Raw genomic sequence first — 26,135 nt, 5'->3', positions numbered from 1 at the left:
GGTGCCCGGTCGCTTGATATGGGTCAAGCCTGCCGGATTCACAGCCCTATTTCGACAAGGAGTCGACCATGTCTCTCTCGATGATCCTGCCGCTGGTGGTGATCGGCCTGCTGGTGGTCTACGCGGTCTCGGTCTACAACCGCCTGGTGGCGCTGAAGAACCGCTTCGAGAACGCCTTCGCCCAGATCGAGGTGCAGCTCAAGCGGCGCTACGACCTGATTCCCAACCTGGTGGAGACCGCCCGAGCCTATATGAGCCACGAGCGCGAGACCCTGCAGGCGGTGACCGAGGCGCGCAACGGCGCCCTGGCAGGGCTGCAGAACGCCGCGGCCCACCCCGGCGATCCCGGGGCCATGGCGCAGCTGGCCGGGGCCGAGGGAGCCCTGGGCTCGGCCCTGGGGCGGCTCAACGTGGTGATGGAGGCCTACCCGGACCTCAAGGCCTCGGAGAACATGCGCCAGCTCAGCGAGACCCTCACCAGCACCGAGAACCGCGTCGCCTTCGCTCGCCAGGCCTTCAACGATGCGGTGATGCAGTACAACACCTACAAGCAGAGCTTTCCGCCGGTGGTGATGGCCGCCTCCTTCGGCCACAAGCAGGATGCGGCGCTGCTGGAGTTCGAGGATAGCGCCGAGATCCAGGCGGCACCGAAGGTAAGTTTCTGATGGTCGGCTTCTGAGCGGGAGGCGCGAATGGACTTCTTTACCGCCCAGGATCGCGCCCGGCGCCTGACAGGCCGCCTGGTGCTTCTGCTGCTGCTGGCCGTGGCCGGCCTGATCGTGGCGGCCAGCGTGCTGGTGGCCCTGGCCGTGGTGCTGTTCGATGGCCAGCTTGGCGGCCCGGACCCCCTGGCTCGGGCTCTCGAGCCCGAACTCTTTGGCCTGGTGGCGCTGGGGGTGGTGGCCGTGGTGCTGGGTGGCGCCGTGCTGCGCCATCTGCAGCTGCGTGCCGGCGGCAGCGCGGTGGCCGAGGCCCTGGGAGGGCGCGCGCTCAACGCCGATACCCGCAACGAGCGCGAGCGGGTGCTGCTCAACGTGGTGGAGGAGATGGCCATCGCCTCGGGCATGCCGGTGCCGGCGGTCTACCTGCTCGACGACGACGCCATCAATGCCTTCGCCGCCGGCTACGATCCCCAGGATGCCGCCATCGGCGTGACCCGGGGGGCCATCGAGCACCTCGACCGCGATCAGCTCCAGGGGGTCATCGCCCACGAGTTCAGCCATATCCTCCACGGCGACATGCGTCTCAACCTGCGCCTGGTGGCGCTGCTTCACGGCATCCTGGTGATCGGCCTGATCGGCCGGCTGCTGCTGCGCGGGGCCGCCGCCGGCGGCCGCGGCCGGGCCTCGCGCCGCGGTGGCGGCGCCCAGGTGGCGCTGGTGGCCGGGGGCGCGGGGTTGATGCTGGTGGGCTATGCGGGGACCCTCTGCGGCAACCTGATCAAGGCGGCGGTGAGCCGGCAGCGTGAGTTCCTGGCCGACGCCAGTGCCGTCCAGTACACCCGCAATCCCGAAGGCATCGGAGGGGCGCTCCAGACCCTGGCCGCCTACCGGCTGGGCTCACGGCTGATGTCGCCCCAGGCCGCGGAGTTCAGCCACCTCTATTTCGGCAGCGGCGTGCGCGCGCTGAGCGGCTGGACCGCCACCCACCCGCCGCTGGAGGCGCGTATCCGGCGGGTGCTGCCGCACTGGGACGGCACCCTGCCCGAGCCCTTTGCGCCGACGCCGAGGGCGCCGCAGGGGGACGCCGCCTCGGCGTCGTCCCAGCCCCGGGGCGGCGTGCTCGGAGGAGGCGTGCTCGGGGGAAGCGGGGGAGGAGGGGCCGGCGGTGCCCTGGCCGGGGCCGCCATCGCGGGGGCGGTGGTGGCCAGCGTCGGTCAGCCCGACCCGGAGGCGCTGGCCCGGGCCCGGCGTCGGCTGGCGGGGCTCGACGACCGCCTGGTGGTGGCGGCCCACGACCCCTTCGCGGCCCGGGCGCTGGTCTACGGCATCCTGATGGGCGTCGACCCGGCCAGCCGCGAGGCCCAGCGCCGGGTGCTGGCCAACCAGGCGCTGCCGGAGGTGCTGCGCGAACTCGACGCCCTCGACGCGCCCCTGGCGGCCCTCGCTGCCGGAGACCGGCTGCCCCTGATCGAGCTGGCGCTGCCGGTGCTGCGTCAGCTATCGGCGGCGCAGTTCGCCCGCTTTCGCCAGTGCCTGGCCGGCCTGATGGCGGCGGAGACGACCCCGGGCGCCCTGCAGTGGGCGCTGCATCGGCTGGTGTTGGCCGGCGTGGAGGGGGAGCGCCGGGCGCGGCGAGACCGGCCTCTGCGGGACCTGGCGGGTCCGCTGTCGCTGCTGCTCTCCACCCTGGCGCGGGCCGGCCGGGGCGATGCGGACTACCTGATCGAGTCCCTGGCCCAGGCCGGACGCGCCCTGGGCGTGGCGCTGGACCCGGTGCGCGAGCCCTCCAGCGCGGCGGAGCTGGACTGGGCCATGGAGCGGCTGGCCCGTCTGGCGGAGGCCGAGCGCCCGGCGCTCCTGGCCGCCATGGTCTGCTGCGTGGAGCAGGATGGCCATATTGCTCCGGAGGAGGCCGAGCTGCTGCGGGCGGTGGCCTGGAGCCTGGGCTGCCCGCTGCCGCTGCGGGAGGAGTAGCGCCCGGGGCCACGGCGACCTTGCGAGTGGCGGATGGCTCTGGTGGAATGTTTCACCCTGAATTCAGACGTGCGGGAGCATGCACATGCATAACAGACACTGGAAGCCCGCCCTGCTGGCGACGCTGATGGCCCTGGGCCTGACCGCCTGCGGCAACGGCGATGAGCCGGCGCCGCCGGCTACCGAGGCCCCTGCGGCCGAGCCCGCCGCCCAGGAGGAGAGTGCAGCGCCTGTCGAGGAGCCGGAGGCGCTGGAGGACGAGCTGCCCGCCGAGGAGCAGGCGGGCCTGGTGGATGAGGCGGCCGAGGAGGAGGCGCCCGTGGTGCCCGACCCCGAGGCGGTGCCGGAGGAGATACCCGAGGCCGACACCCTGGGAGAGTCCCCCGCCAGCACCCTGGACGAGGGCGCCGCCCTGCCCGGCGAGACCACCCGGGACGAGATCGACGCCATGCTCGAGGAGACCGAGCGACGCTTCGAGGAGGCCCAGCGGCGCATCGAGGAGCAGTTCGAGGAGGCCGAGGAGGAGGCCGCCGTGCCCGAGCCCCTGGAGGGCGATGAGGGCTTCGATGCCGGCATGGAGTTCGACTCGGGCCTCGATGACGAGGCGCTGGGCACCGGTGGGCCCACCAGCACCGATATCGACGCCATCATCGAGGAGCAGGAGCGCCGCTTCGAGGAGGCCCAGCGCCGCCTGCAGGAGCAGTTCGACGAGGTGGAGCAGGAGCTGCCCGAGTTCGAACCCATGGAGTTCGACGATATCGAGCTCGAGCCCATGGAGCTTGATGATCCCTGAGCGCCCTCTGCCGCAGGACCCGCGTGCAGAGCAGGCACAAAAAAGGCCCACCGCGAGGTGGGCCTTCCTGTTGCGCTGGCGACGCGGAAGCCGCGTGGCCGGCCGCGGGCCGAATCAGTCGGCGACGCGGATGTTGGAGGCCTGAAGGCCCTTCTTGCCCTGGGTGACCTCGAAGGTGACCTTCTGGCCGTCCTGCAGGGTCTTGAAGCCTTCAGCCTGAATCTCGGAGAAGTGAGCGAACAGGTCATCGCCGCCGTCGTCCGGAGAGATGAAGCCGTAGCCCTTGGTGTCGTTGAACCACTTGACAGTGCCAGTTGCCATTGTCGATTTCCTTAACATACTTTAATGGTCGTGCCGGGCTCGCCGAGGCGAAGGCCCGAGGTGCGTGGGCAGTACAAGGAAGAAGTGCGCGCCCTGTGTTTCGAGAAATCGAAGTACAACCGACGACTTGTTTCTTGCTGACCTACGCTGCGGTGGGTGATCGAACGTTGCGGTTCGAGCCCCGCGATAGAGCCGCCCTGAAGGCGTTTCCATCGACCGCAGGGTCACTGTAGATCGAATCCCGCCGGGCAGCAAGCCCGCCTCCCCACCCAAAGGTAGCGTCCGCGCCATGTTCATCGATGCCCAGTTCTGGTCCTTTCTGGTGGCCATCACCCTGCTCTCCGTCACGCCCGGGGTGGATACCCTGCTGGTGATCCGCAACACCGCTCGGGGCGGGGTGCGTGACGGCGTGCTGACCAGCCTGGCGATCTGCTGCGGGCTCTTCGTCCACGCCGCGGTGTCGGCGCTGGGGATCTCGCTGATCCTGCTGCAGTCGGCCTGGGCCTTCCAGCTGCTCAAGCTGGCCGGGGCGGCCTACCTGATCTGGCTCGGCCTGCAGGGCCTGCTGGCGGCGCGACGGGGCCAGGGGCTGCCGGTGGCCGGCGTGGCCGGCGAGCGCCGCCCCGTGCCGATGTGGCGGCCGCTGCGCGAGGGGCTGCTCTCCAACGTGCTCAACCCCAAGACGGTGGTCTTCTACATGGCCTTCCTGCCGCAGTTCATTGCCCCCGGCGACCCGGCGCTGGCCAAGTCGCTGTTCCTGGCCGGGGTGCACTTCCTGATCGCCAACCTCTGGCAGATCGGCGTGGCGCTGATGGTGGGCAGCGCCGGGCGCCTGCTGGCCAGCCGCCTCTTCTCCCGGGCGCTGAACGGGGTGACCGGGGCGGTGCTGGTCGCCTTCGGCATCAAGCTGGCCCTTGAGCGGCCCCCGGCCTGAGCCATCGGGCACGGCCACAGCGAGACCGCCCCGGCCGTGGCCGGGGCGGTCTGTTCGGGCGTTGCGGCGTCAGTTCCTGGCCAGCAGCGAGCGGTCGTAGCGCACCGTCTTCTCGGTGGGGCTGAGCATGGAGACCCCCTGGCTCGAGCCGCCGTTGGCCAGGCTCTCGAAGATCGCCCGGTAGCTGAGCACCGCCTGCACGTAGAGGCGGGTCTCGCGGAAGGGGATGCTCTCCACGAAGAGGTCGAACTCCTCCGGGGCATCGGCGAGCCAGCGGTCGACCCGGCCGGGGCCGGCGTTGTAGGCCGCGGCGGCGGCGATCCGGTTGCCCCGGTAGCGGTCCAGCATGTCGCGGATATAGGTGCTGCCCAGGCGGATGTTGAGCTCGGGGTCGAGCACCCCGTAGGGGCCCGGGTCGCTGATGCCGAGCTGGCGAGCGAGCTGGGTGGCGGTGCCCGGCATCACCTGCATCAGGCCCCGGGCGCCGGCGGGGGAGACCGCCTCGGGGTTGTAGGCGCTCTCGCGGCGGGCGATGCCCATCAGCAGGTAGGGGTCGACCCCCGTCATGCGCCCCCAGTGCAGGAAGTGCTCGCGGTAGGCCTCCGGGAAGCGCCACTCCAGGGCATCCCACATGCGGCCGGTGATGGTGGTCTGGACCAGCTTGGCGTGCCAGCCGCGGCGCTGGGCGTAGTCGGCGAGGGCTCGGGCCTCGCGCGCCGTGGCTCGTTCCACCGCGCCATACCACTCGCTGGCGGCGAGTCCCGGCTCGTTGATGCGCAGCAGCGCTTCGGTGCGCTGCACGGCGGGCCAGCGCGCCACCTGGTCGCGGAAGCTCTCGTCGAAGCCGTTGCGCTCCAGGTTGAGGGCGTAGGGCTGTCCCAGGCGGTCGGCGGCGGCGAAGCCGAAGAAGCTGCGCCCCTCGGCGGCGCGGGCATAGGCCTCCCGGGCCCGGGCGTCATCGCCCAGCTGCTCCTGGGCGCGCCCGGCCCAGTAGTGCCAGCGCGTGTCGTCACGGGTATCGGGCTCCATCCGCGACAGCCACTCCAGCACGCCGCGCCAGTCGCGCTCGCCGAGGGCCGCGCGCACGCGCAGCTCCAGCAGGTCGGCGTCGCTGCGCTCGGCCAGGGACTGGTCCACCCAGCCCCGGTTGTGGCGGATATCGCGCACCAGGGAGTAGAAGATCAGGTCGCGCTCGATACCGGCCCGGTGCTCGCGCTCGATGGGCAGGTGGGGGCCAATCTTGCGCCACGCCTCCAGGGCCGCCTCGGTGTCGGCCCGGGTGAAGCCGTGCATGGCGGCGGCGAAGAGCGGCCCGCTGGCCCGACACTCCGGGCCGAGACAGGCGGGCACTCGCGTGACCGCGGCGAAATCACCGCCGAGCTGCTCCATGGCGGCGCGGGCTCCCTCCCAGCGGCTGCCGAGCTGGCGCCCCAGGAAGCTTGCCAGGCCGCTTTCGCCCGCCTGCCAGGCCAGCATCTTGCGCTCCCAGATCTGCTGTTCGCCGATCACCCCCTGGCTGCGCAGGGTGCCGAAGAGGGTGTCGCAGGCGTCGGGCTGGGAGCGGCCCACCATCCACAGGCCCAGCCCCCCTTCGGCCGCGGCGGCGGGGTCGCTGCCCAGCTTGGCCGTGTAGTAGTAGCACTGGCGGGCGGTACCGGCGGGCTCGCCGTCGGCCACGGCGAGCAGGCTGTCGTAGCGGCCGGCATGGCCGTACTGGGCGATGGCCTGGCCGCGCAGCCATTCGCCCAGGGGAGAGTCGGCGTGGCGGTCGATGAAGCCGAGCACCTGGCGGGGCTCCAGCTGCGGCAGGCGGCTGCGCAGGCGGTGGTACTCCACGTAGCCGGCCAGGGGGTGTGCCTCGATGGCGCCGAAGTCGACGCCTTCCCACTGCTGGTTGCGGGCCGCCTCCAGGGCGTCGCGCATGGCGCGGTCGTCGGCCTGGGCCTGGACGAGGGGCAGCGACAGCGCCAGAGCGGTCAGCAGGGTCGCGATGCGACGGGCCCCGCTGCGCCGGGCGCTGAACGGCAGGGCGGAGTGGCGTAGGCGCATGGCAGCGTCTCCGAAGGTGGGGGCGATAGCCCATATCGTGGCCCATTGCGAAGCGCCTGGGTAGAGGGGAAAACGTAACGGAAGGTGGTCCAGCGTTGAGGGGGCGCCTTGTGCGGCGGCGGGAGCGCGACTAGTCTGGGATGGCTTTCAAACGCTTGTTGGAATTCCAGGAGGCCATCGGCGTGACGCCCACTTTCGATCGATCCCCCGCGACCTGGCGGCGCGCCCTGTCGCGCTTCGTTCAGGTCATTCCCCACACCCGCGAGCTGGGCCTCGAGGTGGTCGAGGTGGGGCCCGAGGCGGTCCGCATGCGCCTGCCCTGGAGCGACGACCTGCTGGGAGATGCCTCCCGGGGCCTGGTCCACGGCGGCGTGCTCACCATGCTGCTGGATACCGTCTGCGGCAGCGCCGTGCTGCGTGGGCTGCCGGCCCCCGAGGTGTGCCCGACCCTGGACCTGCGCCTGGACCACTACCGTCCGGCGGTGGCGGGGCAGGCGCTCTTCGCCGAGGCCCGGGTGGTCAGGGTCACCGAGTCGGTGGTCTTTACCGAGGGCTGGGCCTGGCAGGAGGAGGGACGTCCGGTGGCTCGGGGCATCGGCAACTTCGTGCGGCTGGGGCCGCGCAATACCCCGCCCGGCTTCGCCGAGGCGCTGTTTGCCGACGAGGAGGTGGACGGTGATGCCTGAAGGATTCGACAGCGTGGCGTGGCTTTCGCGCACCCGGGCCGAGGGGGACCTCGCTGCCTGGCTGGCGCTGGTGCCCTATGCCCGGCGCATCGGGGTTGACGTGGAGCCGGACTCGGAGGGAGACGGCCTGCGCTTTCGCCTGGCCCCGCAGCAGGACAATATCGGCAACGTCCTGCTGCCGGCGCTGCACGGCGGCGTGGTGGCGGCCTTCATGGAAACCGCCGCCACCCTGGAGCTGATGCTGGCGGCCCGGGAGCCGCGCCTGCCGCGCATCGTGGACCTCTCCATCGACTACCTGCGCACCGCCCGGGTGGCGCCCACCTTCGCCCGCTGTTCGCTGCTGCGTGAGGGACGGCGTCTGGCCAACGTAAGGGTCTGCGCCTGGCAGGAGTCGGAGACGATGCCGGTGGCCACCGCCAGGCTGCATTTCGTGCTGGGGGAGCCGGGGGCCAGGGGGGAGTAGGGCAGGAAAGTGAGCGGGTGGCCGGCGAGGGTTGAAAAGCGCTCCGGGGGCCCCATATCGACGCCAGTGATCAACCGGGCGGCATCCGCCGCCGCTGAACATGTCGATGAGGGTCCGACCACCATGACCACCGCCACGCATGAAGAAACCCTTGGCTTCCAGACCGAGGTCAAGCAGCTGCTGCACCTGATGATCCACTCCCTGTACTCCAACAGGGAGATCTTCCTGCGCGAGCTGATCTCCAACGCCGCCGATGCCTGCGACAAGCTGCGCTATGCGGCGCTGGACAACGACGCCCTCTATGAAGGCGACAGCGAGCTGCGCATCGAGATCGAACACGACGCCGAGGCGGGCACCGTCACCGTGCGCGACAACGGCATCGGCATGAGCCGCGACGAGGTGATCGCGAACCTCGGCACCATCGCCCGCTCCGGCACCGCCGAGTTCCTCAAGCAGCTCTCCGGCGAGCAGCAGAAGGACGCTCGACTGATCGGCCAGTTCGGCGTCGGCTTCTACTCCGGCTTTATCGTGGCCGACGAGGTGAGCGTGCGCACCCGCAAGGCGGGCAGCTCGGCCGGTGACGGCGTGGAGTGGCGCTCGAAGGGCGAGGGCGAGTTCACCGTGGCCGATATCGAGCGCGAGGTCCACGGCACCGAGATCGTCCTGCACCTGAAGGAGGACGCCCGGGAGTTTGCCGACGACTTCCGCCTCAAGAGCCTGGTGCGCAAGTACTCCGACCATATCGAGGTGCCGGTACGCATGCCCCGGGTCGAGAAGGCCCGGGACGAGGAGGGCAAGGAGATCGAGGGCAGCGAGACCCTCTCCTGGGAGACCGTCAACGAGGCCACCGCCCTCTGGACCCGTCCCAAGGGCGAGATCTCCGACGAGGAGTATCAGGCCTTCTACAAGCACGTGGCCCACGACTTCTCCGACCCCCTGACCTGGAGCCACAACAAGGTCGAGGGCAAGCTCGACTACACCAGCCTGCTCTACGTGCCGGGCCGTGCGCCCTTCGACCTCTACGAGCGCGACGGCGCCCGGGGCGTGAAACTCTACGTGCAGCGCGTCTTCATCATGGACGATGCCGAGCAGTTCCTGCCCCTCTACCTGCGCTTCATCAAGGGGGTGCTGGACACCCGAGACCTGTCGCTCAACGTCTCCCGGGAGCTGCTCCAGCAGGATCCCAAGGTCGAGAAGATCAAGTCTGCCCTCACCAAGCGCGCCCTGGACATGCTCAAGAAGCTGGCCAAGGACAAGGAGGCCTACCAGACGTTCTGGAACACCTTCGGCGCGGTGCTCAAGGAGGGACCGGCGGAGGACTTCGCCAACCGCGAGAAGATCGCCGGCCTGCTGCGCTTCTCCACCACCCATACCGACAGCGCCACCCAGGACCAGTCCCTGGCCGACTACGTCGAGCGCATGAAGGAAGGGCAGCAGAAGATCTACTACATCGTGGCCGACGGCTTCAATGCGGCCAAGTCCAGCCCTCACCTGGAGATCTTCCGCAAGAAGGGCATCGAGGTGCTGCTGCTCCACGACCGCGTCGACGAGTGGCTGATGAGCCACCTTCACGAGTTCGAGGGCAAGTCCTTCGTGGACGTGGCCAAGGGCGAGCTCGACCTCGGTGACATCGAAGGCGAGGAGGAGAAGAAGGCCCAGGAGGAGACCGCCAAGGCCAAGGAGGCGCTGGTCAAGCGGGTCAGGGAGGCCCTGGGGGACGAGGTCCAGGAGGTCAAGGTGACCCACCGGCTGACCGATTCCCCGGCCTGCGTGGTGCTGCCCGAGCATGAGATGGGCTTCCAGATGCGCCGCATCATGGAGGCCGCCGGCCAGACGCTCCCCGAGGTCAAGCCGATTCTGGAGCTCAACCCCGAGCACCCCCTGGTGGCGCGTCTTGAGGAGGCCGAGGGCGATGGCTTTGGCGATCTGGCGCGGGTGCTGCTGGACCAGGCGATCATCGCCGAGGGCGGCCATCTGGATGACCCCGCCGCCTACGTCAAGCGGCTCAACGCCCTGCTGACCGCCTGAGCCTGCGCGGCTGAGGAGCAACCATGGCGCCACCCTTCGGGGTGGCGCCGTCGTTTGGGGGTGCGGCGGGGCGCCGCAGGACCGAAAGTCCAACCGGACGGGCGCTCGTTCGTGGCCTAGTCTGAAGGCAGGCGGCGGCTGCCGCCGCCGGCAGGCCATTGAACGGGAGAGTGACGTGAAGATTGGAGCCCCGAGGGAGCGAGCGAAGGGGGAGGCGCGGGTGGCACTGACCCCCGAAAGCGCCATCCAGATCCAGAAGCTGGGCCACGAGTGCCTGGTCGAGGCCGGTGCCGGTGCGGCCGCCGGCTTCGACGACCAGGCCTACCGGGACGCCGGCGTCAGCGTGGTCGACGGCGCCGAGGCGCTGTGGGCCGCGGCCGAGGTGGTCATCAAGGTGCGCGAGCCGGACGAGGAGGAGGTCGGCCTGCTGCGGGAGGGGCAGACCCTGGTCAGCTTCTTCTGGCCGGCCCAGAACGAGGCGCTGCTGGAGGCGTGCCGGGCCAGGGGCGCCAGCGTGGTGGCCATGGACATGGTGCCGCGCATCTCCCGGGCCCAGAAGATGGATGCGCTGTCGTCCATGGCCAATATCGCCGGCTATCGCGCGGTGATCGAGGCCGGCAACCACTTCGGGCGCTTCTTCACCGGCCAGGTGACCGCGGCGGGCAAGGTGCCGCCGGCGAAGGTGCTGGTGATCGGTGCCGGGGTGGCGGGGCTCGCCGCCATCGGCACCGCTGTCAGCCTGGGCGCCATGGTGCGAGCCTTCGACGTGCGTCCCGAGGTGGCCGAGCAGATCGAGTCCATGGGCGCCGAGTTCCTCTTCCTCGACTTCGAGGAGAGCCAGGATGGGGCCGAGACCGGCGGCTATGCGGCGCCCTCCAGCCCCGAGTTTCGCGAAAAGCAGCTGGCCTGTTTCCGGGAGCAGGCCCCCGACATCGATATCGTTATCACCACGGCGCTGATTCCCGGCCGGCCGGCGCCCAAGCTGTGGCTCGAGGAGATGGTCGCGGCCATGAAGCCCGGCTCGGTGATCGTCGACCTCGCCGCCGAGAAGGGCGGCAACTGCGACCTGACCCGCCCCGACGAGCGGGTGATGAGCGACAACGGCGTGGTGGTGATCGGCTACACCGACTTCCCCTCGCGCATGGCCACCCAGGCCTCGCTGCTCTATGCCACCAACGTGCGTCACCTGCTGACCGACCTGACGCCGGGCAAGGATGGCGCCATCGTCCACGACATGGAGGATGACGTCATCCGCGGCGCCACCGTGACCCACGGCGGCGAGATCACCTTCCCGCCGCCGCCCCCCAGGGTAAAGGCCATCGCCGCGGCGAAGCCCAAGCCCAGGGAGAAGGCGCCGACCCGCGAGGAGAAGCGGGCGGCGGAGCTCGCCGAGTTCAAGGCGGGGACGCGGCGCCAGGTGACGATGCTCGGGGTGGGCGGCGCGCTGATGCTGCTGCTCGGCCAGATCGCCCCGGCCTCCTTCATGCAGCACTTCATCGTCTTCGTGCTGGCCTGCTTCGTGGGCTTCCAGGTGATCTGGAACGTCAGCCATTCGCTGCACACCCCGCTGATGGCGCTGACCAACGCCATCTCGGGGATCATCATCCTCGGCGCCATCCTGCAGATCGGCTCCGGCAGCGGCCTCGTGGTGCTTATGGCGGCCGTCTCGGTGCTGATCGCCACCATCAATATCGTGGGCGGCTTCGTGGTGACGCGTCGCATGCTGGCCATGTTCCAGAAGTCCTGAGCCCGGAGAGACAAGATGCTGAGTCAAGGATTCGTGTCCGCCGCGGCGATCGCGGCAAGCGTGCTCTTCATCCTCTCCCTGGGGGGGCTGAGCAACCAGGAGAAGGCCAAGCGGGCGGTGTGGTATGGCATCGTCGGCATGGCGGTGGCGGTGCTCTTCACCGCCTTCGGGCCGGGCATCGGCGGCTACGGCTGGATGCTGCCCATGGTGCTGATCGGCGCCGTGGTCGGCTGGGTCGTCGCCAAGCGGGTGGCCATGACCGAGATGCCCCAGCTGGTGGCGGCGCTGCACTCCTTCGTCGGCCTGGCGGCGGTGTTCGTGGCCTGGAGCGCCGACCTGGAGCGGCGCCGGGTGCTGGCGGCCCGGGCCGCCGAGGCCTCCACCGAGGGCTTCTCGGCCTTTGCCGCCCTGGTGGCCACCAAGGCCCCGGATGAGCTCACCTTCCTGCAGCTGGAGGTGGTGTTCGCCATCTTCATCGGCGCGGTGACCTTCACCGGTTCGGTGATCGCCTACGGCAAGCTGGCCGGCAAGGTGGAGGGCAAGCCCCGCCAGCTGCCGGGGGGGCACAGGCTCAATGCCGGCGCCGCGGCACTCTCCCTGCTGCTGGCCGTGCTCTATCTCAACGGTGCCGGCTTCTGGACCCTGCTGGTGCTGGCGGCGCTGTCGTTCTTTATCGGCTACCACCTGATCATGGGCATCGGCGGTGCCGATATGCCGGTGGTGGTGTCGATGCTCAACAGCTACTCCGGCTGGGCGGCGGCGGCCATCGGCTTCACCCTCTCCAACGACCTGCTGATCGTCACCGGGGCCCTGGTGGGCTCCAGCGGTGCCATCCTCTCCTACATCATGTGCAAGGCGATGAACCGCAACTTCGTCAGCGTGATCCTGGGCGGCTTCGGCGGCGTCAGCGGCCCTGCCGCCGAGATCGAGGGGGAGCAGGTGGCCATCGATGCCGCCGGGGTGGCGGCGACGCTCAACAACGCCGACAGCGTCATCATCGTGCCGGGCTACGGCATGGCGGTGGCCCAGGCCCAGAACGCGGTGAGCGAACTGGTGCGCAAGCTGCGTGCGGCGGGCAAGGAGGTACGCTTCGCCATTCACCCGGTGGCCGGTCGCCTGCCGGGCCACATGAACGTGCTGCTGGCCGAGGCCCGGGTGCCCTACGACATCGTCATGGAGATGGAGGAGATCAACGACGATTTTCCGCGTACCGACGTGGCGATCGTCATCGGCTCCAACGATATCGTCAACCCGGCCGCTCAGGAGGACCCCGCCAGCCCCATCGCCGGCATGCCGGTGCTGGAGGTGTGGAAGTCCCGGGTGGTGTTCGTCTGCAAGCGCGGCCAGGGGACCGGCTACTCCGGCATCGAGAACCCGCTCTTCTACAAGGAGAATACCCGGATGCTCTACGGGGATGCCCGGGAGAGCATCGACTCGCTGCTCTCCCATATCGACTAGGGGGTCGCCAGCGGCGCGGGGCCCGAATCGGCTGCCGATTCGGGCCCCTTTTTCGCTACAATCGTGGCTCCATTCACCCAAGCAGGGCCGACCATGGCAGAGCAACAGATCAAGGTGGCAGTGCTGGGCGGCGGCAGCTTCGGCACCGCCCTGGCCAGCATTGCCGCCGACAACGGCGCCCGGGTGCGCCAGTGGCTGCGCGACCCGGCCCTGGTCGAGCAGATCAACCGCGAGCATCGCAACGGCCGCTACCTGCCCGACTACTCGATCAATCCGGCGGTGGTGGCCTCGAGTGACATGGCCGAGGTGCTGCCCGGCGCCGAGCTGGTGCTGGTGGCCATTCCCTCCAAGGCCTTTCGGGAGGTAGTACGCCAGGCTCGCCCGCACCTGAATCCGGCGCAGATCCTGGTCAGCACCACCAAGGGCATCCAGGAGGAGGGCTTCAAGCTGATGAGCCAGATCCTCGAGGAGGAGACCGGCTTTCCCCATATCGGCGTCATCTCCGGGCCCAACCTGGCCTCCGAGATCGCCCAGAAGCAGCTCACCGCCACGGTGATCGCCAGCGCCGACCCGGAGACCCGCACCCGGGTACAGACGGCGCTGGGCTGCGACTACTTCCGGGTCTATGCCAGCAACGACCGCCATGGGGTGGAGCTGGGCGGGGCGCTGAAGAACATCTACGCCATCGCCGCCGGCATGGCCGCCGCGCTGGGCATGGGCGAGAACACCCGCAGCATGCTGATGACCCGGGCGCTGGCCGAGATGAGCCGCTTTGCGGTGGACCAGGGGGCCAACCCCATGACCTTCCTGGGGCTCGCCGGGGTGGGTGACCTGATCGTGACCTGCTCCTCGGCCCTCTCGCGCAACTACCGGGTCGGCTACGCCCTGGGCGAGGGCAAGACCCTCGACGAGGCGGTGGAGGCCCTGGGTCAGGTGGCCGAGGGGGTCAATACCGTGCGCCTGGTGCGCGACAAGGCCCGGGAAGATGGCGTCTACATGCCGTTGGCCGAGGGGCTCTACCAGGTGCTCTTCAAGGGGGTGCCGGCCAAGGAGATGGCGCGCATGCTGATGCTCGGCGAGCAGAGCAGCGACGTGGAGTTCATCCTCCCCCGGGAGGCGGTGCAGCAGGCCCATCGGGAGACCGGGGGGCGGCATGGCTGAGCCGCTTTTGGTCATGCGCCACGGCGAGGCGGGCCACGGGGTGCCGGACGCCGAGCGCGAACTCACCGCCCGGGGGCGCCGGGAGGCCGAGCGGATGGCCGCCTGGCTGGCCGATCGGGAGGACCTTGCCGGGCTGCGCCTGCTGGCGAGCCCCTATCGGCGCGCCCGGCAGACCGCCGCCATCGTCGGCCAGGCGCTGGGGCTCGAGGCGGAGGCGCTCTCCCTCATCACGCCGGATGATCCGCCCCGGGCGGTGGCCGACTGGCTGCTCGAGCAGCCCCAGGGGCGGCCGCTGCTGCTGGTCAGCCATATGCCGCTGGTGGGCGCGCTGACCGGCCTGCTGGTGGAGGGGCGGGCCGATCGCGGGCTCGGCTTTCCCACCGCGGCCGTCGCCGAGCTCGAGGCCGACGTCTGGGCCGCCGGCTGCGCTCGGCTGGCGCGGTTCATCACTCCCTCCGATCTGAACTAGATCAGCCCCGCCACCTTGAGGGCGAAGGCCCCGAGGGTGACGGTCAGGCTGGCCATCAGGGTGGTCAGGGCAATGATATTGGCAGTGAGCACCGCGTTGCCCCCCATCGCCTTGGCCATCACGAAGGCCGCCGCCGCCGTGGGGCTGGCGAAGAAGAGGAACATCACCCCCAGCTCGCGCCCTTCGAAGCCGGCCAGCCAGGCCGCGCCGGTGGCCAGTATCGGCACCGTGACCATCTTCAGCAGGCTGGCGCCGGTGGCCAGGCGTCCCGAGTCGCGGATCGCCTCCAGGGAGAGGGTGGCGCCGATGCAGATCAGCGCCAGCGGCAGGGTCAGGGAGGCGAAGTAGTCGCCGGAGGTCATCAGCCAGCCCGGCAGGCGCAGCTCCAGGGCGGCGATCGGCACGGCGGCCACCACCGCCAGGATCAGCGGGTTGCGGGCGATATGGGCGAGGATGCTGCGCCAGTCGGCGCGCTGGCCCGCCTGGTAGGTGGCCAGTGCCACCACCGAGAGGGCGTTGTAGGTGAGGATCACCACTCCCAGCAGCAGCCCGCCGGCGGAGAGCCCGTAGTCGCCATACATGCCGGCAGCCAGCGCCAGCCCGACGATGCCGCAGTTGCCGCGGAAGGCGCCCTGGATATAGACCCCGCGCTCCGCGTAGGGCACCCGGAGCCGTGCCCAGCCCCAGCAGAACAGGAAGCTGCCCAGGGTGGCCAGCGCGAAGAAGCCCAGCAGCCGTGGGTTGAGGGTGGCGTCCAGGTCGGCGCGAATGATGCTTAAAAATATCAGCGCCGGCATGGTGCCGCGAAAGACCAGCTGGGAGGCGGTGGTGACGAAGGCGCCGTCGATCCAGCCGGCGCGCCTGAGCCCCAGGCCGATGAACACCATGGCGAATACCGGCAGGGTCACTTCCAGGGTCTGGAAGAAGAGGGCGGATAGCTCCAAGGGGTGCTGCTCCTAGCGGGCCAGCCAGAGGCCGACGACGATGGCGGCAGCGACCGCGGTAAAGAAGAGTTGGTTGCGCAGGCGGGTATCACGGGGTGGCTTGGGCGGCGGGTTCACGGAGGCTCCGGCGTTGGCTGGGGTGTAGAATGGGTTGGTATTCCATGGTAATCCCGTTAGCCTGCTACTGCCACACGGGCCCTCGGCGGCCCGACCATCACGGATGATCCCATGCGCCCATCGTCACGCCTGCCCCGCCTGCTCTTCGCCCACGCCAACGGCTTTCCCGGCTCCAGCTATCGCAGCTTCCTCGGCCCCCTGGCCGAGCGCTTCGACCTCCATCCGCTGGATCGCATCGGCCACCACCCGGACTTCCCGGTGGGCCACAACTGGCTGGCGCTCCGCGATGAGCTGCTGCAGACCCTGGAGCATCTCGATGAGCCGGTGATCGGCGTGGGGCACTCCATGGGAGGGGTTCTGATGGCCATGGCCGCCGAGGCGGCCCCCGAGCGCTTTCGCTGCGTGGTGATGCTCGACCCGCCGCTGATGCTGGGGCTGGACGCCTGGGCCATGAAGGTCGCCAAGCGCTTCGGCTTTATCGACCGGGTGACGCCGGCCGGCCAGAGCCAGGGACGCCGCGCCATCTGGCCCGACCGCGACACCATGCGCCACTCGCTGCGTCGGCGCCGGCTGTTTCGACGCTTTACCCCCGAGGCGCTGGAGGACTACGTGGCGGGGGGCACCCGGCTGCTCGACGACGGCCAGGCGGTACTGCTCTACGACCCCCAGGTCGAGGTGGAGATCTTCCGCCACCTGCCGGACCACCTGGGCGACCTGCCCAGGCGCCTGCGGGTACCCTTCGCTCTGCTCGCGGGGGAGGCGTCCGACCTGCTGACCCCGCGTCGTCGGCGGCGCCTGGAGCGCCATGGCGTGCCGGTGACCCTGGTGCCGGGGACCCACATGTTTCCCATGGAGTATCCCGACGAGGCCCGTCGGGTCCTGCTCGAGACCCTCGATCGGCTGCTGGAGGCCCGATGACTGCTCCCGTTGAGATGACTGCTCCCGCTGAGATGAATGAGCCCGCTGCCCTGCAGCTGGCCGGGGGGCGCCTGGCGGCGCTGGCCTGGGGCGAGGAGCAGGCGCCGACCTGGCTCGCCCTGCACGGCTGGCTCGACAACGCTGCCAGCTTCAGCCGCCTGGCCCCGCGGCTGGCGGAGCGGCTGGGGATCCGGGTGGTCGCCCTGGACTTTACCGGTCACGGCCACTCGGCCCACTCTCCCGGCGACTACGCCCTCTGGGACTACTGCCATGACGTGCTGGACGCCGCCGATGCCCTCGGCCTCGAGCGGCTGACGCTGCTGGCCCACTCCATGGGGGCCGGCGTTGCCTGCCTGACCGCCGCGGCGCTGCCGGAGCGGCTGGCGCAGCTGGTGCTGATCGACGGCCTGGGCGCGGTGACCACCGAGGCCGAGCGCGCTCCGGAGCAGCTGCGCCGAGGGCTGCTGGCCCATCGTCGCGCCGTATCTCCCGCTCCCCACTATCCTGATAGAGAGACCGCCGTAGCGGCGCGGGTGGCGGGAGGCGCGACCCCCATCGATGCCGACACCGCCGCTCCCCTGGTGGCGCGCAACCTGGTCGAGCGTGCCGACGGGAGGGTGGCCCTGCGCACCGATGCGCGCCTGCTGCGCGCCTCGCCGGTGCGCCTCTGCCCGGAGCAGGCGCTGGCCTTCCTCGGGGCGATTCGCGCGCCGACCCTGCTGGTGGAGGGGGAGACGGGTATCCTCGGCGAGAGTGAGCGGGCGCGGCTGGCGCGAGGCGCTCTGCCCGGGCTTGAGCGTCGGGTGCTGGCCGGGGGCCACCACCTGCATCTGGAGCAGGCGGCGGTCGAGACGGTGGCGGAGGCGATCACCAACTGGCGAGACGCAATGGCCGAGGAGGCAGGCTCATGAGTGATTCCACACGAACCGGCAAGCGGGTGGCCCTGGTGCTGGGCAGCGGCGGTGCCCGGGGCTATGCCCATATCGGCGTGATCGAGGAGCTGGAGGCCCGGGGCTACCGGGTGGTGACCATCGCCGGCTGCTCCATGGGGGCGCTGGTCGGTGGCATCTACGCGGCCGGCCAGCTCAGTGCCTATCGCGACTGGGTCTGCCGCCTCGACTACTTCGATGTGCTCAAGCTGGTGGATGTCACCTGGAGCCCCATGGGCGCCATGCGCGCCAGCAAGGTCATGGACAAGCTGGAGTCCCTAGTGGGCGACGTGCGCATCGAGGAGCTGCCGATCCCGGTGACCACGGTGGCCACGGACCTGACCCGTCAGCGGGAAGTGTGGTTCCAGAGCGGGCCGCTGCTGGAGGCGATCCGCGCCTCCATCGCGGTGCCCGGGGTGATTACGCCGGTGCATCGGGGCGAGCAGGTGCTGGTGGATGGCGGCCTGCTCAACCCGCTGCCGATCATCCCCACCGTGTCGGCCCATGCCGACTTCGTGATGGCGGTCAACGTCACCGCCCACAGCCCGCGGCCGGTGACCCTGGAGGAGCTGCTGCCCCCGGAGCAGGCGGCCCAGGAGCTGGCCCGGGAGCAGGAGCGCGACGCCGGTGCCATGGACTTCGGCGGCTGGATGGACGAGGTGCGCCAGGCGGCGGGCCGCTGGCTCAACGGCCTGGGCGGCGGCGAGGCGGGCGGCGAGACGACCGCTGACAACGGCACCGAGCAGAGCGAGGAGGGCACCCGCCGCCGCCAGTGGGGGCGGCTGGACATGGTGCTGGAGTCCTTCGATATCACCCAGGCGGCGCTGGCCAAGTACAAGGTGGCCGGCTATCCGCCGGACGTGCTGATCGAGGTGCCCAAGTCGGTGTGTGGCGCCTATGAGTTCCACCGTGCCGAGGCCTTGATCACCCTGGGGCGCCACCTGGCCGTGGAGGCCCTGGATCGCTTCGAGGGGCGCGGCCACCCCGGCTGGGGGAGCCGGGGGATCGTGGTGGAGCCGCTTCAGGCCGAGGGCCTGATGCCGGGCGAGCCCGAGCCGGGCAGCTGAGGGCTCAGACCTCGCCGCGGCGGCGCAGCAGCACGTAGAGGGCGCCGGTGCCGCCGTCGCCGTCGGTGGCCGAGCAGAAGGCCAGCACGCCGGGCCACTCGCGCAGCCAGGCGTTGACGTGGCTCTTGATCACCGGATAGTCGCTGATGGTCCCCCAGGCCTTGCCGTGAACCACCAGTACGCAGCGCTGGCGGGCCGCTGCGGCCTCGCGCAGAAAGGCCTCCAGCTCGGCTCTGGCCTCCTCCAGCGTGTAGCCGTGCAGGTCGAGCCCCGCCTCCCAGGCAAATTCACCGCGCTTGAGCCGGCTGCGCTCCCGCCAGGGCAGGTCGGGGAGGGCGAACTCCAGGTACTCCGAGGGGCGCACCGCCTCGACCCGGCCGTCGGAGGTGCGGCCGGTGCCGCCGGTCTCGTTGGCCGACTGGGCGGCGGCGCGGCGGGCCTCGGCGGCCGGGTCATCGCGACGCGGGCGGCCGGGGTCGGCGCGGTTGGTGCGCAGGGGGCGCACGCCGGCCTCGCGCAGCGCCTGGCGGAAGGCGCTGATATCGTCATCGTCCGGGCGGTGTCGGCTCATGGCGGTAGCGGCCTGTTGCGTCGGGGGCTGCCCAGTATAGCGAGTGCAGCGTGGCTGTGAACCGCTGCGGCGGTTACAATCTGGCCTTCATGCCGACGACCACAGGACGCCACGTGTCCCTTCGCAACGACTCCTCGACCCTCACGCTCTCCGATGACGAACTGCGCGATGGCCTCGTGACCCTGCGCGACTGCCTGCGCTGGGCGGCCAGCGAGTTCCACCTGGCCGGACTCTTTCACGGCCACGGCACCGACTCGCCCTGGGACGAGGCGGTGGCGCTGACCCTGGGGGCCCTGCACCTGCCCTGGAACGTCGACCCGGCGGTGCTGGATGCGCGCCTGCTGCCCATGGAGCGGAGCCGCATCGTGGCCCTGGTGCGCGAGCGGGTGACCACCCGTCGCCCGCTCCCCTACCTGCTGGGGGAGGCCTTCTTCGCCGGCTTTCCCTTCGACGTGGACGAGCGGGTGCTGATTCCCCGCTCGCCCATCGCCGAGCTGGTCGAGCATGGCTTTGCCGCCTGGTTCCCCGAGGAGCCGCCGGCCCGGGTGCTCGACCTCTGCACCGGCTCCGGCTGCATCGGCATCGCCGCGGCGCTGCATCTGCCCACCTGCGAGGTGGATCTCGGCGATATCAGCGAGGAGGCCCTGGCCGTGGCGCGCCAGAACATCAGCCGCCACGACCTGGGGGAGCGGGTGCGCGCCGTGCACTCCGACCTCTTCGCCGCGCTGCCCGGCCGCTATGACCTGATCGTCTCCAACCCCCCCTACGTGGACGCCCGGGACCTGGCCACCATGCCCGCCGAGTTCCGCCACGAGCCGGCCCTCGCCCTGGGCGCCGGCGCCGACGGTCTGGATATCGTGCGGCGCATCCTGCGCGAGGCCCGCGATCATCTCACCGACCGGGGCGTGCTGATCGTCGAGGTCGGCAACTCCGACCGCCATCTGGAGGCCGCCTTCCCCGAGGTGCCCTTCCTGTGGCTCGAGTTCGAGCGCGGCGGCCAGGGCGTCTTCGCCCTCACCGCCGATGAACTCGATGCCCATGCGGCGTCCTTCGCCTGATCCACCTCGCCTTCGTTTCGCCACCCCGTCTAGGAGAAGCGCCCATGTCCGGCAACACCTTCGGCAAGCTGTTTACCGTCACCACCTTCGGCGAGAGCCATGGCCCCGCCCTTGGCGCCATCGTCGACGGCTGTCCCCCGGGGCTGCCGCTCACCGAGGCCGACCTGCAGCGCGACCTGGACCGCCGCCGCCCCGGCACCTCCCGCCACACCACCCAGCGCCGGGAGCCCGACCGGGTCAAGATCCTCTCCGGGGTCTTCGAGGGGGTGACCACCGGCACCGCCATCGGCCTTTTGATCGAGAACACCGACCAGCGCTCCAAGGATTACGGCAACATCAAGGACCAGTTCCGCCCGGCCCACGCCGACTACAGCTACCACCACAAGTACGGGGTGCGTGACTACCGGGGCGGCGGTCGCTCCAGCGCCCGGGAGACCGCCATGCGCGTGGCCGCCGGGGCCATCGCCAAGCAGTACCTGGCCAGCCAGGGCATTGCCGTGCGCGGCTACATGAGCCAGCTGGGGCCCATCGAGATCGACTTCCAGAGCTGGGAGGCGGTGGGAGAGAACGCCTTCTTCTGCCCCGACCCGGAGCGCGTCGCCGAGCTCGAGGCCTACATGGATCAGCTGCGCCGAGACCAGGACTCGGTGGGGGCGAAGATCACCGTGGTGGCCGAGGGGGTTCCCCCCGGCCTCGGCGAGCCGGTCTTCGACCGCCTGGATGCCGAGCTGGCCCACGGCCTGATGAGCATCAACGCGGTGAAGGGGGTGGAGATCGGCGACGGCTTCGCCAGCGTGGCCCAGCGGGGCAGCGAACACCGCGACGAGATGACCCCCGAGGGCTTTCTCTCCAACCACGCCGGCGGCGTGCTGGGCGGCATCTCCAGCGGCCAGGCCATCGTCGCCCACCTGGCCCTCAAGCCCACCTCCAGCATCACCACCCCCGGGCGCTCCATCGACGTTCATGGCAACCCTGTGGAGGTAGTCACCAAGGGGCGTCACGACCCCTGCGTGGGCATCCGCGCCACCCCCATCGCCGAGGCGATGATGGCGCTGACCCTGATGGACCATCTGCTGCGCCACCGCGCCCAGAACGCGGACGTCAGCGTGGCGACGCCCGTCCTGCGCTGAAAGGGAAAGCGTTGAGGCTGCGGCTGACGGGGCTGCTACACTGGCTGCAAGTTCCCGTGGACAGGACAACGTCATGAAGATCAACGTCGAGTTCGACCTTACTCCCGAAGAGTTTCGCCAGGCCCTGGGCCTGCCCGATGTGGCGGTATTCCAGCAGCAGCTTCTGGAGCAGATCCAGAAGCAGATGGAGTCCGGCGTGGAGGGCTATGACCCCATGAGCCTGATGCAGCCCTTCCTGCAGCAGTCGGGCATGGGGCAAGGGCTGACCCAGGGGCTCTCCCAGGGCCTGTCCCAGGGGCTCTCCAGCTTCGGTACCTATCAGCAGATGATGCTCGACATGCTCAAGCAGGCCGGCCAGAGCGCCGCCCAGGGCAAGTCCGAGGCCGGGCAGGCGAAAGCCGAGGCAAGCCCTGACGACGCCGGCGCCAGCAGCAAGACCTCCGGCCGCAGCACGGCGAAGAAGGGGGCGGCCAGCGCCAGCTCCCGGGCCAAGCGCAACGGCTAGGCCGATATTCGCCTTTTTATCGTCTTGCAACCTTTGGCATGGCAGACTAGGCTTTGTGCAGTGCAACATGGCGGCGGGCGCTTCCCGCACGCCCTGAGTTACAACACGAGGATGCCCCCATGCAGGACAAGATGATCGAAGCCTTCAACGAGCAGACCCGTCAGTTCTTCGAGCCGATGCGCAAGCTCAACTCCCTGATGCTGGACAACATGGAAAAGCTGACCCAGTACCAGATGGAGTCCATGAAGCGCTACAGCCAGCTCGGCACCGAGCGCCTGCGCGATGCCAGCGAAGTGGCCGATGCCGACTCCCTCCAGGAGTTCAGCGCCCGCCAGGCCGAGGTGATGAACCAGCTCTCCCAGCAGATGCTGGAAGACGCCAAGGCGCTCTCCGAGATGAGCCTGGAGTTCAAGGCCGAGCTCGAGAAGCTCTTCGCCGAGCAGGCCAAGGTGGTCGAGCAGGCCCAGAAGAGTGCGGCGCCCGCCAAGGATGAGCCGGCCAAGGCGCAGTCCACCCGGGGCGGCAGCAAGAGCTGATTGCCAGACCGGTCTCAAGCCGGCGGCTCCGCCGGGGCCGCTGACCGAGCCGCCACGCCTCTCAGGGAGGCGCGGCGGCCCGTCTCATTCGTAGCAGGCGTGGCAGGCGCCGCGCGCGTCAGGAGGGGTCAATGCAGCCAGGGGTTGAAGCACCGACACAGGCCGAGCTCGAGGCGTGGAACGCCCAGCTCAAGGAGATTGGCGAGGAGTACCGCGCCCTGATGGGCGACCTGCTGGAGCGCATCGTGCCCAGCGACGCCGCGGGCTCCGTCTATGGCGACATGCGCGAGAGCTTCCAGGCCGCCGCCGAGGCGCTGATGGGGAACCCGCCCCAGCTGTGGCAGGCCCAGGCACAGCTGATGCAGGACCAGTTCCAGCTCTGGCAGCACGGCCTGCGGGCGCTGTCCGGCGAGCCGGTGGAGCCGCTGGTGACGCCCGGACGCGGCGATCGCCGCTTCCAGGACGAGGCCTGGAGCCAGGATCCCTACTACCAGGCGATCATGCAGCAGTACCTGCTCTTCTCGCGCATGGTGGAGCAGCTGATCGAGGGGCTCGAGCTGCCCGACGATCAGAAGCAGCGCCTCGGCTTCTATGCCCGCCAGCTGGTCAACGCCATGGCGCCGACCAACTTCGTCACCACCAACCCCGAGGTGATGCGCAAGACCCTCGAGACCCGCGGGCAGAACCTGGTCGATGGTCTTAACCGGCTGCGCCAGGACCTGGCCAACTCCGCCGAGGGCCTCAACGTCACCATGACCGACCGCAGCGCCTTCGAGGTGGGTCGCAATATCGCCGTGACCCCTGGCTCGGTGGTCTACGAGAATGAGCTGATCCAGCTGATCCAGTACGCGCCGACCACCGAAAAGGTCTTCAAGACGCCGCTGCTGGTCATTCCGCCCTGGATCAACAAGTACTACATCCTCGACCTGCGCGAGGACAACTCCTTCGTCAAGTGGCTGGTGGCCCAGGGACACACCGTCTTCCTGACCTCCTGGCGCAACCCCGGCCCCGAGCAGCGCGACCTGACCTGGGCCGACTACATGCAGCTGGGCCCCATCGCCGCCATGGAGGCGATCGAGCAGGCCACGGGCGAGAAGTCGGTGAACCTGCTGAGCTACTGCGTCGGCGGCACCCTGGCGGCCTCCACCGTGGCCTACCTGACCAGCACCCGTCGCGGGCGCAAGGTGAAGTCGGTCACCTACATGACCACCCTGCAGGACTTCCGCGACCCGGGCGAGATCGGCGTCTTCCTCAACGAGCCGGTGCTCCAGGGCATCGAGGCCAAGATGGAGCGCGACGGCTACCTGGACGGCCGGGTCATGGCCTTCAGCTTCAACCTGCTGCGTGAGAACGACCTCTTCTGGTCCTTCTATATCAGCAACTACCTGAAGGGTGACGTGCCGGCCCCCTTCGACCTGCTCTACTGGAACACCGACGGCACCAACCTGCCGGCGGGCACCCACGGCTGGTACCTGCGTCACATGTACCTGGAGAACCGCCTGGTGGAGCCCGGCGGGATCGAGCTCGACGGCGTCAAGATCGACCTGCGCAAGGTCTCCACGCCGAGCTACTTCCTCTCCACCCGGGAGGACCATATCGCCAAGTGGAACAGCACCTACTACGGCGCCCTGCTGCCCAAGGGGCCGGTCAAGTTCGTGCTGGGGGGCTCCGGCCATATCGCCGGGGTGGTCAACCCGCCCCACAAGAACAAGTACGGCTACTGGACCAACGATGCCCTGCCGGAGACCCATGAGGAGTGGCTGGCCGGTGCCGAGCAGCAGGAAGGCTCCTGGTGGCCCCACTGGCAGGCGTGGATGACCGAGAACGGCTACGCCGACCCGGCAGCCGAGAAGATGGTCCCCGCCCGCCAGCCCGGCGACGGCGAACTCGAGATCATCGAGCCGGCTCCCGGTCGCTACGTCAGGATGACCATTCCCGAGGTGCTGGGCGAGATCCCGACTTCGTCGAAAGCCTGAAGCTGTAAGCTATAAGCTGTAAGAAGAAGCGCCCAGCCGAGTCATCGGCTGGGCGCTTCTTGTTGGGTTCAGCGCAGAGTGGCGTGCCTCCATCGCCCAATGAATTGGGCTCCTACGCGGCGGGGCGGCGGTGCAGCCGCAGCCCGGGCAGCACCAGCAGGGCGGCGAGCAGCCAGGCGGGCCAGCTGCCGGTGCGGGTGAAGGGGGTGAGGCCCGCCATGGGGCGCACCTCGCCGGTGATGCTGGTCATCTCGAACTGGGGCGCCCGGGCGGTGACGTGCCCCTGGGGGTCGACGATCACGGTCACCCCGTTGCTGGTGGCGCGCACCAGGTAGCGGCCGTTCTCGAGCGCCCGCAGCCGGGCCATCTGCAGGTGCTGCAATGGGCCGATGGACTCGCCGAACCAGGTGTCATTGGAGACCGTCATCAGCAAGGCGCTGTTTCGGGCGCGCTCGGCCACCAGGTCGGCGTAGATGATCTCGTAGCAGATGGCGTTGCCGATGGTGGTGCCGGCGGCGACCATCGGCGCCTGGCCCGAGGGTCCCGGGGTCATGGCGGGCATCGGCAGGTCGAAGAAGGCGATGGTGCCCCGCAGCAGGCCTTCCAGGGGCAGGTACTCGCCGAAGGGCACCAGGTGCTCCTTGCGGTACTCCCCCTCGGCGTTGCCGAGGCCGATCACGCTGTTGAAGTAGCGCCCCTGGGCCTCGCGCTGGAGAATGCCGGTGATTAGGGCGGCATCGGGGGAGAGGTTGGACTGCACGCGCTCGAGGATCGGCCGCGCCTGATCCTCGAACATCGGCAGCGCCGCCTCGGGCCAGACGATCAGGTCGAGATCGTCGGGCTGGTTGCGAGTCAGCTCGGCGTAGCGGTTGGCCGCCTCGCGCTGCCCCTCCGGGGTCCATTTGATCAGCTGGTCCAGATTGCCCTGCAGCAGGGCGACCCGCAGCGGCTCGCCGGCGGGCTGGGTCCACTGGGTCGGCAGCGCCAGGGGGGCGAGCCAGAGAGCGGCTACCGGGGCCGCGGCCCACCAGCGCCGGGCCAGGAACTCCACCAGCAGGGTGCCGGTGAGGGCGGTGATCAGCGACAGCAGGTAGACGCCGCCGATGGGCGCCCAGGGGGCCAGGGGGGAGTCCACGTGGGCGGAGCCCAGCAGCAGCCAGGGAAAGCCGGTGAAGAGCCAGGTGCGCAGCCACTCGCCGAGCACCCAGGCGCCAGCAAAGGTGAGGAAGGCCAGCCGCGCCCCGGTGAGCCGGCGATAGAGCCACAGGGTGACGGCCAGGAAGAGCGCCATGCTGGCCACGAATAGCGCGGTGAGAAACACTGCCAGGGGCACGCCGGTATAGCCGTAGTCGTGGATCGAGACGTAGACCCAGGAGGCGCCGGAGCCGAACAGCCCGAGGCCGTAGCACCAGCCGCGCAGGGCGGCCTGTCCGGGTGTCAGGGTGTGGATGCCGAGGTAGACCAGCCCCACGGCCACGGGGCCTAGCCACCACAGCTCGAAGGGCGAGGCGGTGAGGGTCGTCAGTACCCCGGCGGCCAGCGCCAGCAGGCAGCCCAGGAGCGGAGAGAGTCGCAGCTCGGACATGATGACTTTCCGTGTCGGGTTCGGTTGACAGAAATGCCGTGTCAGGCGCGGAGG

At 69.9% G+C, this 26,135-nt stretch carries 24 protein-coding genes; 19 read left to right on the top strand and 5 right to left on the bottom strand.

All coding sequences use genetic code 11. The features are described 5' to 3' along the window. Window positions 1–68 precede the first annotated feature (68 nt). The 3 genes from ACRYRV_RS03235 to ACRYRV_RS03225 all read left to right on the top strand — a co-directional run bounded on the left by ACRYRV_RS03235 (window position 69) and on the right by ACRYRV_RS03225 (window position 3,429). Complete coding sequence (locus ACRYRV_RS03235; protein WP_309637305.1) at window positions 69–665, top strand: LemA family protein; 597 nt, start codon at window positions 69–71, stop codon at window positions 663–665. Window positions 666–692: 27 nt separating this feature from the next. Beyond that, window positions 693–2,636, top strand: coding sequence for a M48 family metallopeptidase (locus tag ACRYRV_RS03230; RefSeq protein ID WP_444985987.1), 1,944 nt, complete (start codon window positions 693–695; stop codon window positions 2,634–2,636). Between the two features lie 85 nt (window positions 2,637–2,721). Beyond that, window positions 2,722–3,429 carry a hypothetical protein gene (locus tag ACRYRV_RS03225; protein ID WP_309637307.1) on the top strand — a complete coding sequence of 236 codons (708 nt, stop codon included), beginning with the start codon at window positions 2,722–2,724 and terminating at the stop codon, window positions 3,427–3,429. A 114-nt stretch (window positions 3,430–3,543) separates the two neighbouring features. Here ACRYRV_RS03225 and ACRYRV_RS03220 read toward each other — a convergent pair whose 3' ends face one another. Then, entirely contained in the window at window positions 3,544–3,750 is a 207-nt protein-coding gene (locus ACRYRV_RS03220) for a cold-shock protein (RefSeq protein ID WP_253450361.1), read from the bottom strand. Window positions 3,751–4,039: 289 nt separating this feature from the next. Here ACRYRV_RS03220 and ACRYRV_RS03215 point away from each other — a divergent pair, with 289 nt between their 5' ends. Next, a complete protein-coding gene (locus ACRYRV_RS03215) occupies window positions 4,040–4,684 on the top strand; it encodes a LysE family translocator (RefSeq protein WP_444985988.1) in 645 nt (214 codons plus the stop codon). Window positions 4,685–4,753: 69 nt separating this feature from the next. On the opposite strand, the gene ACRYRV_RS03210 is transcribed toward ACRYRV_RS03215, so the two are convergent. Beyond that, window positions 4,754–6,733, bottom strand: coding sequence for a transglycosylase SLT domain-containing protein (locus ACRYRV_RS03210; RefSeq protein WP_444985989.1), 1,980 nt, complete (start codon window positions 6,731–6,733; stop codon window positions 4,754–4,756). A gap of 182 nt (window positions 6,734–6,915) precedes the next feature. Between ACRYRV_RS03210 and ACRYRV_RS03205 the strand changes: the two genes are divergently transcribed. From ACRYRV_RS03205 to sixA, 7 genes are all read left to right on the top strand, one after another. After that, complete coding sequence (locus ACRYRV_RS03205; protein ID WP_309637309.1) at window positions 6,916–7,419, top strand: PaaI family thioesterase; 504 nt, start codon at window positions 6,916–6,918, stop codon at window positions 7,417–7,419. Then, window positions 7,412–7,882 carry a PaaI family thioesterase gene (locus ACRYRV_RS03200; RefSeq protein ID WP_309637310.1) on the top strand — a complete coding sequence of 157 codons (471 nt, stop codon included), beginning with the start codon at window positions 7,412–7,414 and terminating at the stop codon, window positions 7,880–7,882. The genes ACRYRV_RS03205 and ACRYRV_RS03200 overlap by 8 nt, the downstream gene beginning before the upstream one ends. Before the next feature lie 123 nt (window positions 7,883–8,005). After that, window positions 8,006–9,910, top strand: coding sequence for a molecular chaperone HtpG (htpG, locus tag ACRYRV_RS03195; RefSeq protein WP_444985990.1), 1,905 nt, complete (start codon window positions 8,006–8,008; stop codon window positions 9,908–9,910). 175 nt (window positions 9,911–10,085) lie between these two features. Then, a complete protein-coding gene (locus tag ACRYRV_RS03190) occupies window positions 10,086–11,657 on the top strand; it encodes a Re/Si-specific NAD(P)(+) transhydrogenase subunit alpha (RefSeq protein ID WP_444985991.1) in 1,572 nt (523 codons plus the stop codon). Between the two features lie 15 nt (window positions 11,658–11,672). Next, the gene (locus ACRYRV_RS03185; RefSeq protein WP_309637313.1) at window positions 11,673–13,115 is read left to right on the top strand and encodes an NAD(P)(+) transhydrogenase (Re/Si-specific) subunit beta; all 1,443 of its coding nucleotides are present in this window, start codon (window positions 11,673–11,675) and stop codon (window positions 13,113–13,115) included. Between the two features lie 93 nt (window positions 13,116–13,208). Next, window positions 13,209–14,276, top strand: a complete 1,068-nt coding sequence (locus tag ACRYRV_RS03180; RefSeq protein WP_253450384.1) for an NAD(P)H-dependent glycerol-3-phosphate dehydrogenase — start codon at window positions 13,209–13,211, stop codon at window positions 14,274–14,276. Then, entirely contained in the window at window positions 14,269–14,745 is a 477-nt protein-coding gene (sixA, locus tag ACRYRV_RS03175) for a phosphohistidine phosphatase SixA (RefSeq protein WP_309637314.1), read from the top strand. Before ACRYRV_RS03180 ends, sixA begins: the two co-directional genes overlap by 8 nt. Here sixA and ACRYRV_RS03170 read toward each other — a convergent pair. Further along, on the bottom strand, window positions 14,742–15,689 hold the full coding sequence (locus ACRYRV_RS03170) for an AEC family transporter (RefSeq protein ID WP_444985994.1): 948 nt from the start codon (window positions 15,687–15,689) through the stop codon (window positions 14,742–14,744). The genes sixA and ACRYRV_RS03170 overlap by 4 nt on opposite strands. Before the next feature lie 228 nt (window positions 15,690–15,917). Here ACRYRV_RS03170 and ACRYRV_RS03165 point away from each other — a divergent pair, with 228 nt between their 5' ends. The 3 genes from ACRYRV_RS03165 to ACRYRV_RS03155 are packed head-to-tail and all read left to right on the top strand — an operon-like array spanning window position 15,918 to window position 18,720. Then, window positions 15,918–16,724, top strand: coding sequence for an alpha/beta fold hydrolase (locus ACRYRV_RS03165; RefSeq protein ID WP_444985996.1), 807 nt, complete (start codon window positions 15,918–15,920; stop codon window positions 16,722–16,724). Next, complete coding sequence (locus ACRYRV_RS03160; protein ID WP_444985998.1) at window positions 16,721–17,635, top strand: alpha/beta fold hydrolase; 915 nt, start codon at window positions 16,721–16,723, stop codon at window positions 17,633–17,635. The genes ACRYRV_RS03165 and ACRYRV_RS03160 overlap by 4 nt, the downstream gene beginning before the upstream one ends. Next, window positions 17,632–18,720, top strand: coding sequence for a patatin-like phospholipase family protein (locus ACRYRV_RS03155; RefSeq protein ID WP_444986000.1), 1,089 nt, complete (start codon window positions 17,632–17,634; stop codon window positions 18,718–18,720). The genes ACRYRV_RS03160 and ACRYRV_RS03155 overlap by 4 nt, the downstream gene beginning before the upstream one ends. 4 nt (window positions 18,721–18,724) lie before the next feature. Here ACRYRV_RS03155 and ACRYRV_RS03150 read toward each other — a convergent pair whose 3' ends face one another. Beyond that, window positions 18,725–19,291, bottom strand: a complete 567-nt coding sequence (locus tag ACRYRV_RS03150; protein WP_309637319.1) for a Smr/MutS family protein — start codon at window positions 19,289–19,291, stop codon at window positions 18,725–18,727. Window positions 19,292–19,380: 89 nt separating this feature from the next. Here ACRYRV_RS03150 and prmB point away from each other — a divergent pair, with 89 nt between their 5' ends. The 5 genes from prmB (at window position 19,381) to phaC (ending at window position 24,496) form a co-directional block, all read left to right on the top strand. After that, window positions 19,381–20,349, top strand: coding sequence for a 50S ribosomal protein L3 N(5)-glutamine methyltransferase (gene prmB / locus ACRYRV_RS03145; RefSeq protein WP_309637320.1), 969 nt, complete (start codon window positions 19,381–19,383; stop codon window positions 20,347–20,349). Window positions 20,350–20,393: 44 nt separating this feature from the next. Then, window positions 20,394–21,479 (top strand): chorismate synthase, encoded by a 1,086-nt coding sequence (aroC, locus tag ACRYRV_RS03140; protein ID WP_444986003.1) that lies wholly within the window; start codon window positions 20,394–20,396, stop codon window positions 21,477–21,479. Window positions 21,480–21,552: 73 nt separating this feature from the next. Then, window positions 21,553–21,984, top strand: a complete 432-nt coding sequence (locus tag ACRYRV_RS03135) for a DUF6489 family protein (protein WP_309637322.1) — start codon at window positions 21,553–21,555, stop codon at window positions 21,982–21,984. 119 nt (window positions 21,985–22,103) lie between these two features. Further along, the gene (locus ACRYRV_RS03130; RefSeq protein ID WP_309637323.1) at window positions 22,104–22,520 is read left to right on the top strand and encodes a phasin family protein; all 417 of its coding nucleotides are present in this window, start codon (window positions 22,104–22,106) and stop codon (window positions 22,518–22,520) included. Window positions 22,521–22,651: 131 nt separating this feature from the next. Then, on the top strand, window positions 22,652–24,496 hold the full coding sequence (gene phaC / locus ACRYRV_RS03125; protein ID WP_444986006.1) for a class I poly(R)-hydroxyalkanoic acid synthase: 1,845 nt from the start codon (window positions 22,652–22,654) through the stop codon (window positions 24,494–24,496). Between the two features lie 112 nt (window positions 24,497–24,608). Here the strand turns inward: phaC and lnt are convergent, their stop codons facing one another. Beyond that, window positions 24,609–26,081 carry an apolipoprotein N-acyltransferase gene (gene lnt / locus ACRYRV_RS03120; RefSeq protein ID WP_444986008.1) on the bottom strand — a complete coding sequence of 491 codons (1,473 nt, stop codon included), beginning with the start codon at window positions 26,079–26,081 and terminating at the stop codon, window positions 24,609–24,611. Window positions 26,082–26,135 lie beyond the last annotated feature (54 nt).

Source organism: Halomonas mongoliensis (assembly GCF_052496345.1).
The sequence above is the reverse complement of the archived record's forward strand: the minus strand, read 5'-3'. Positions and strand labels throughout refer to the sequence as shown.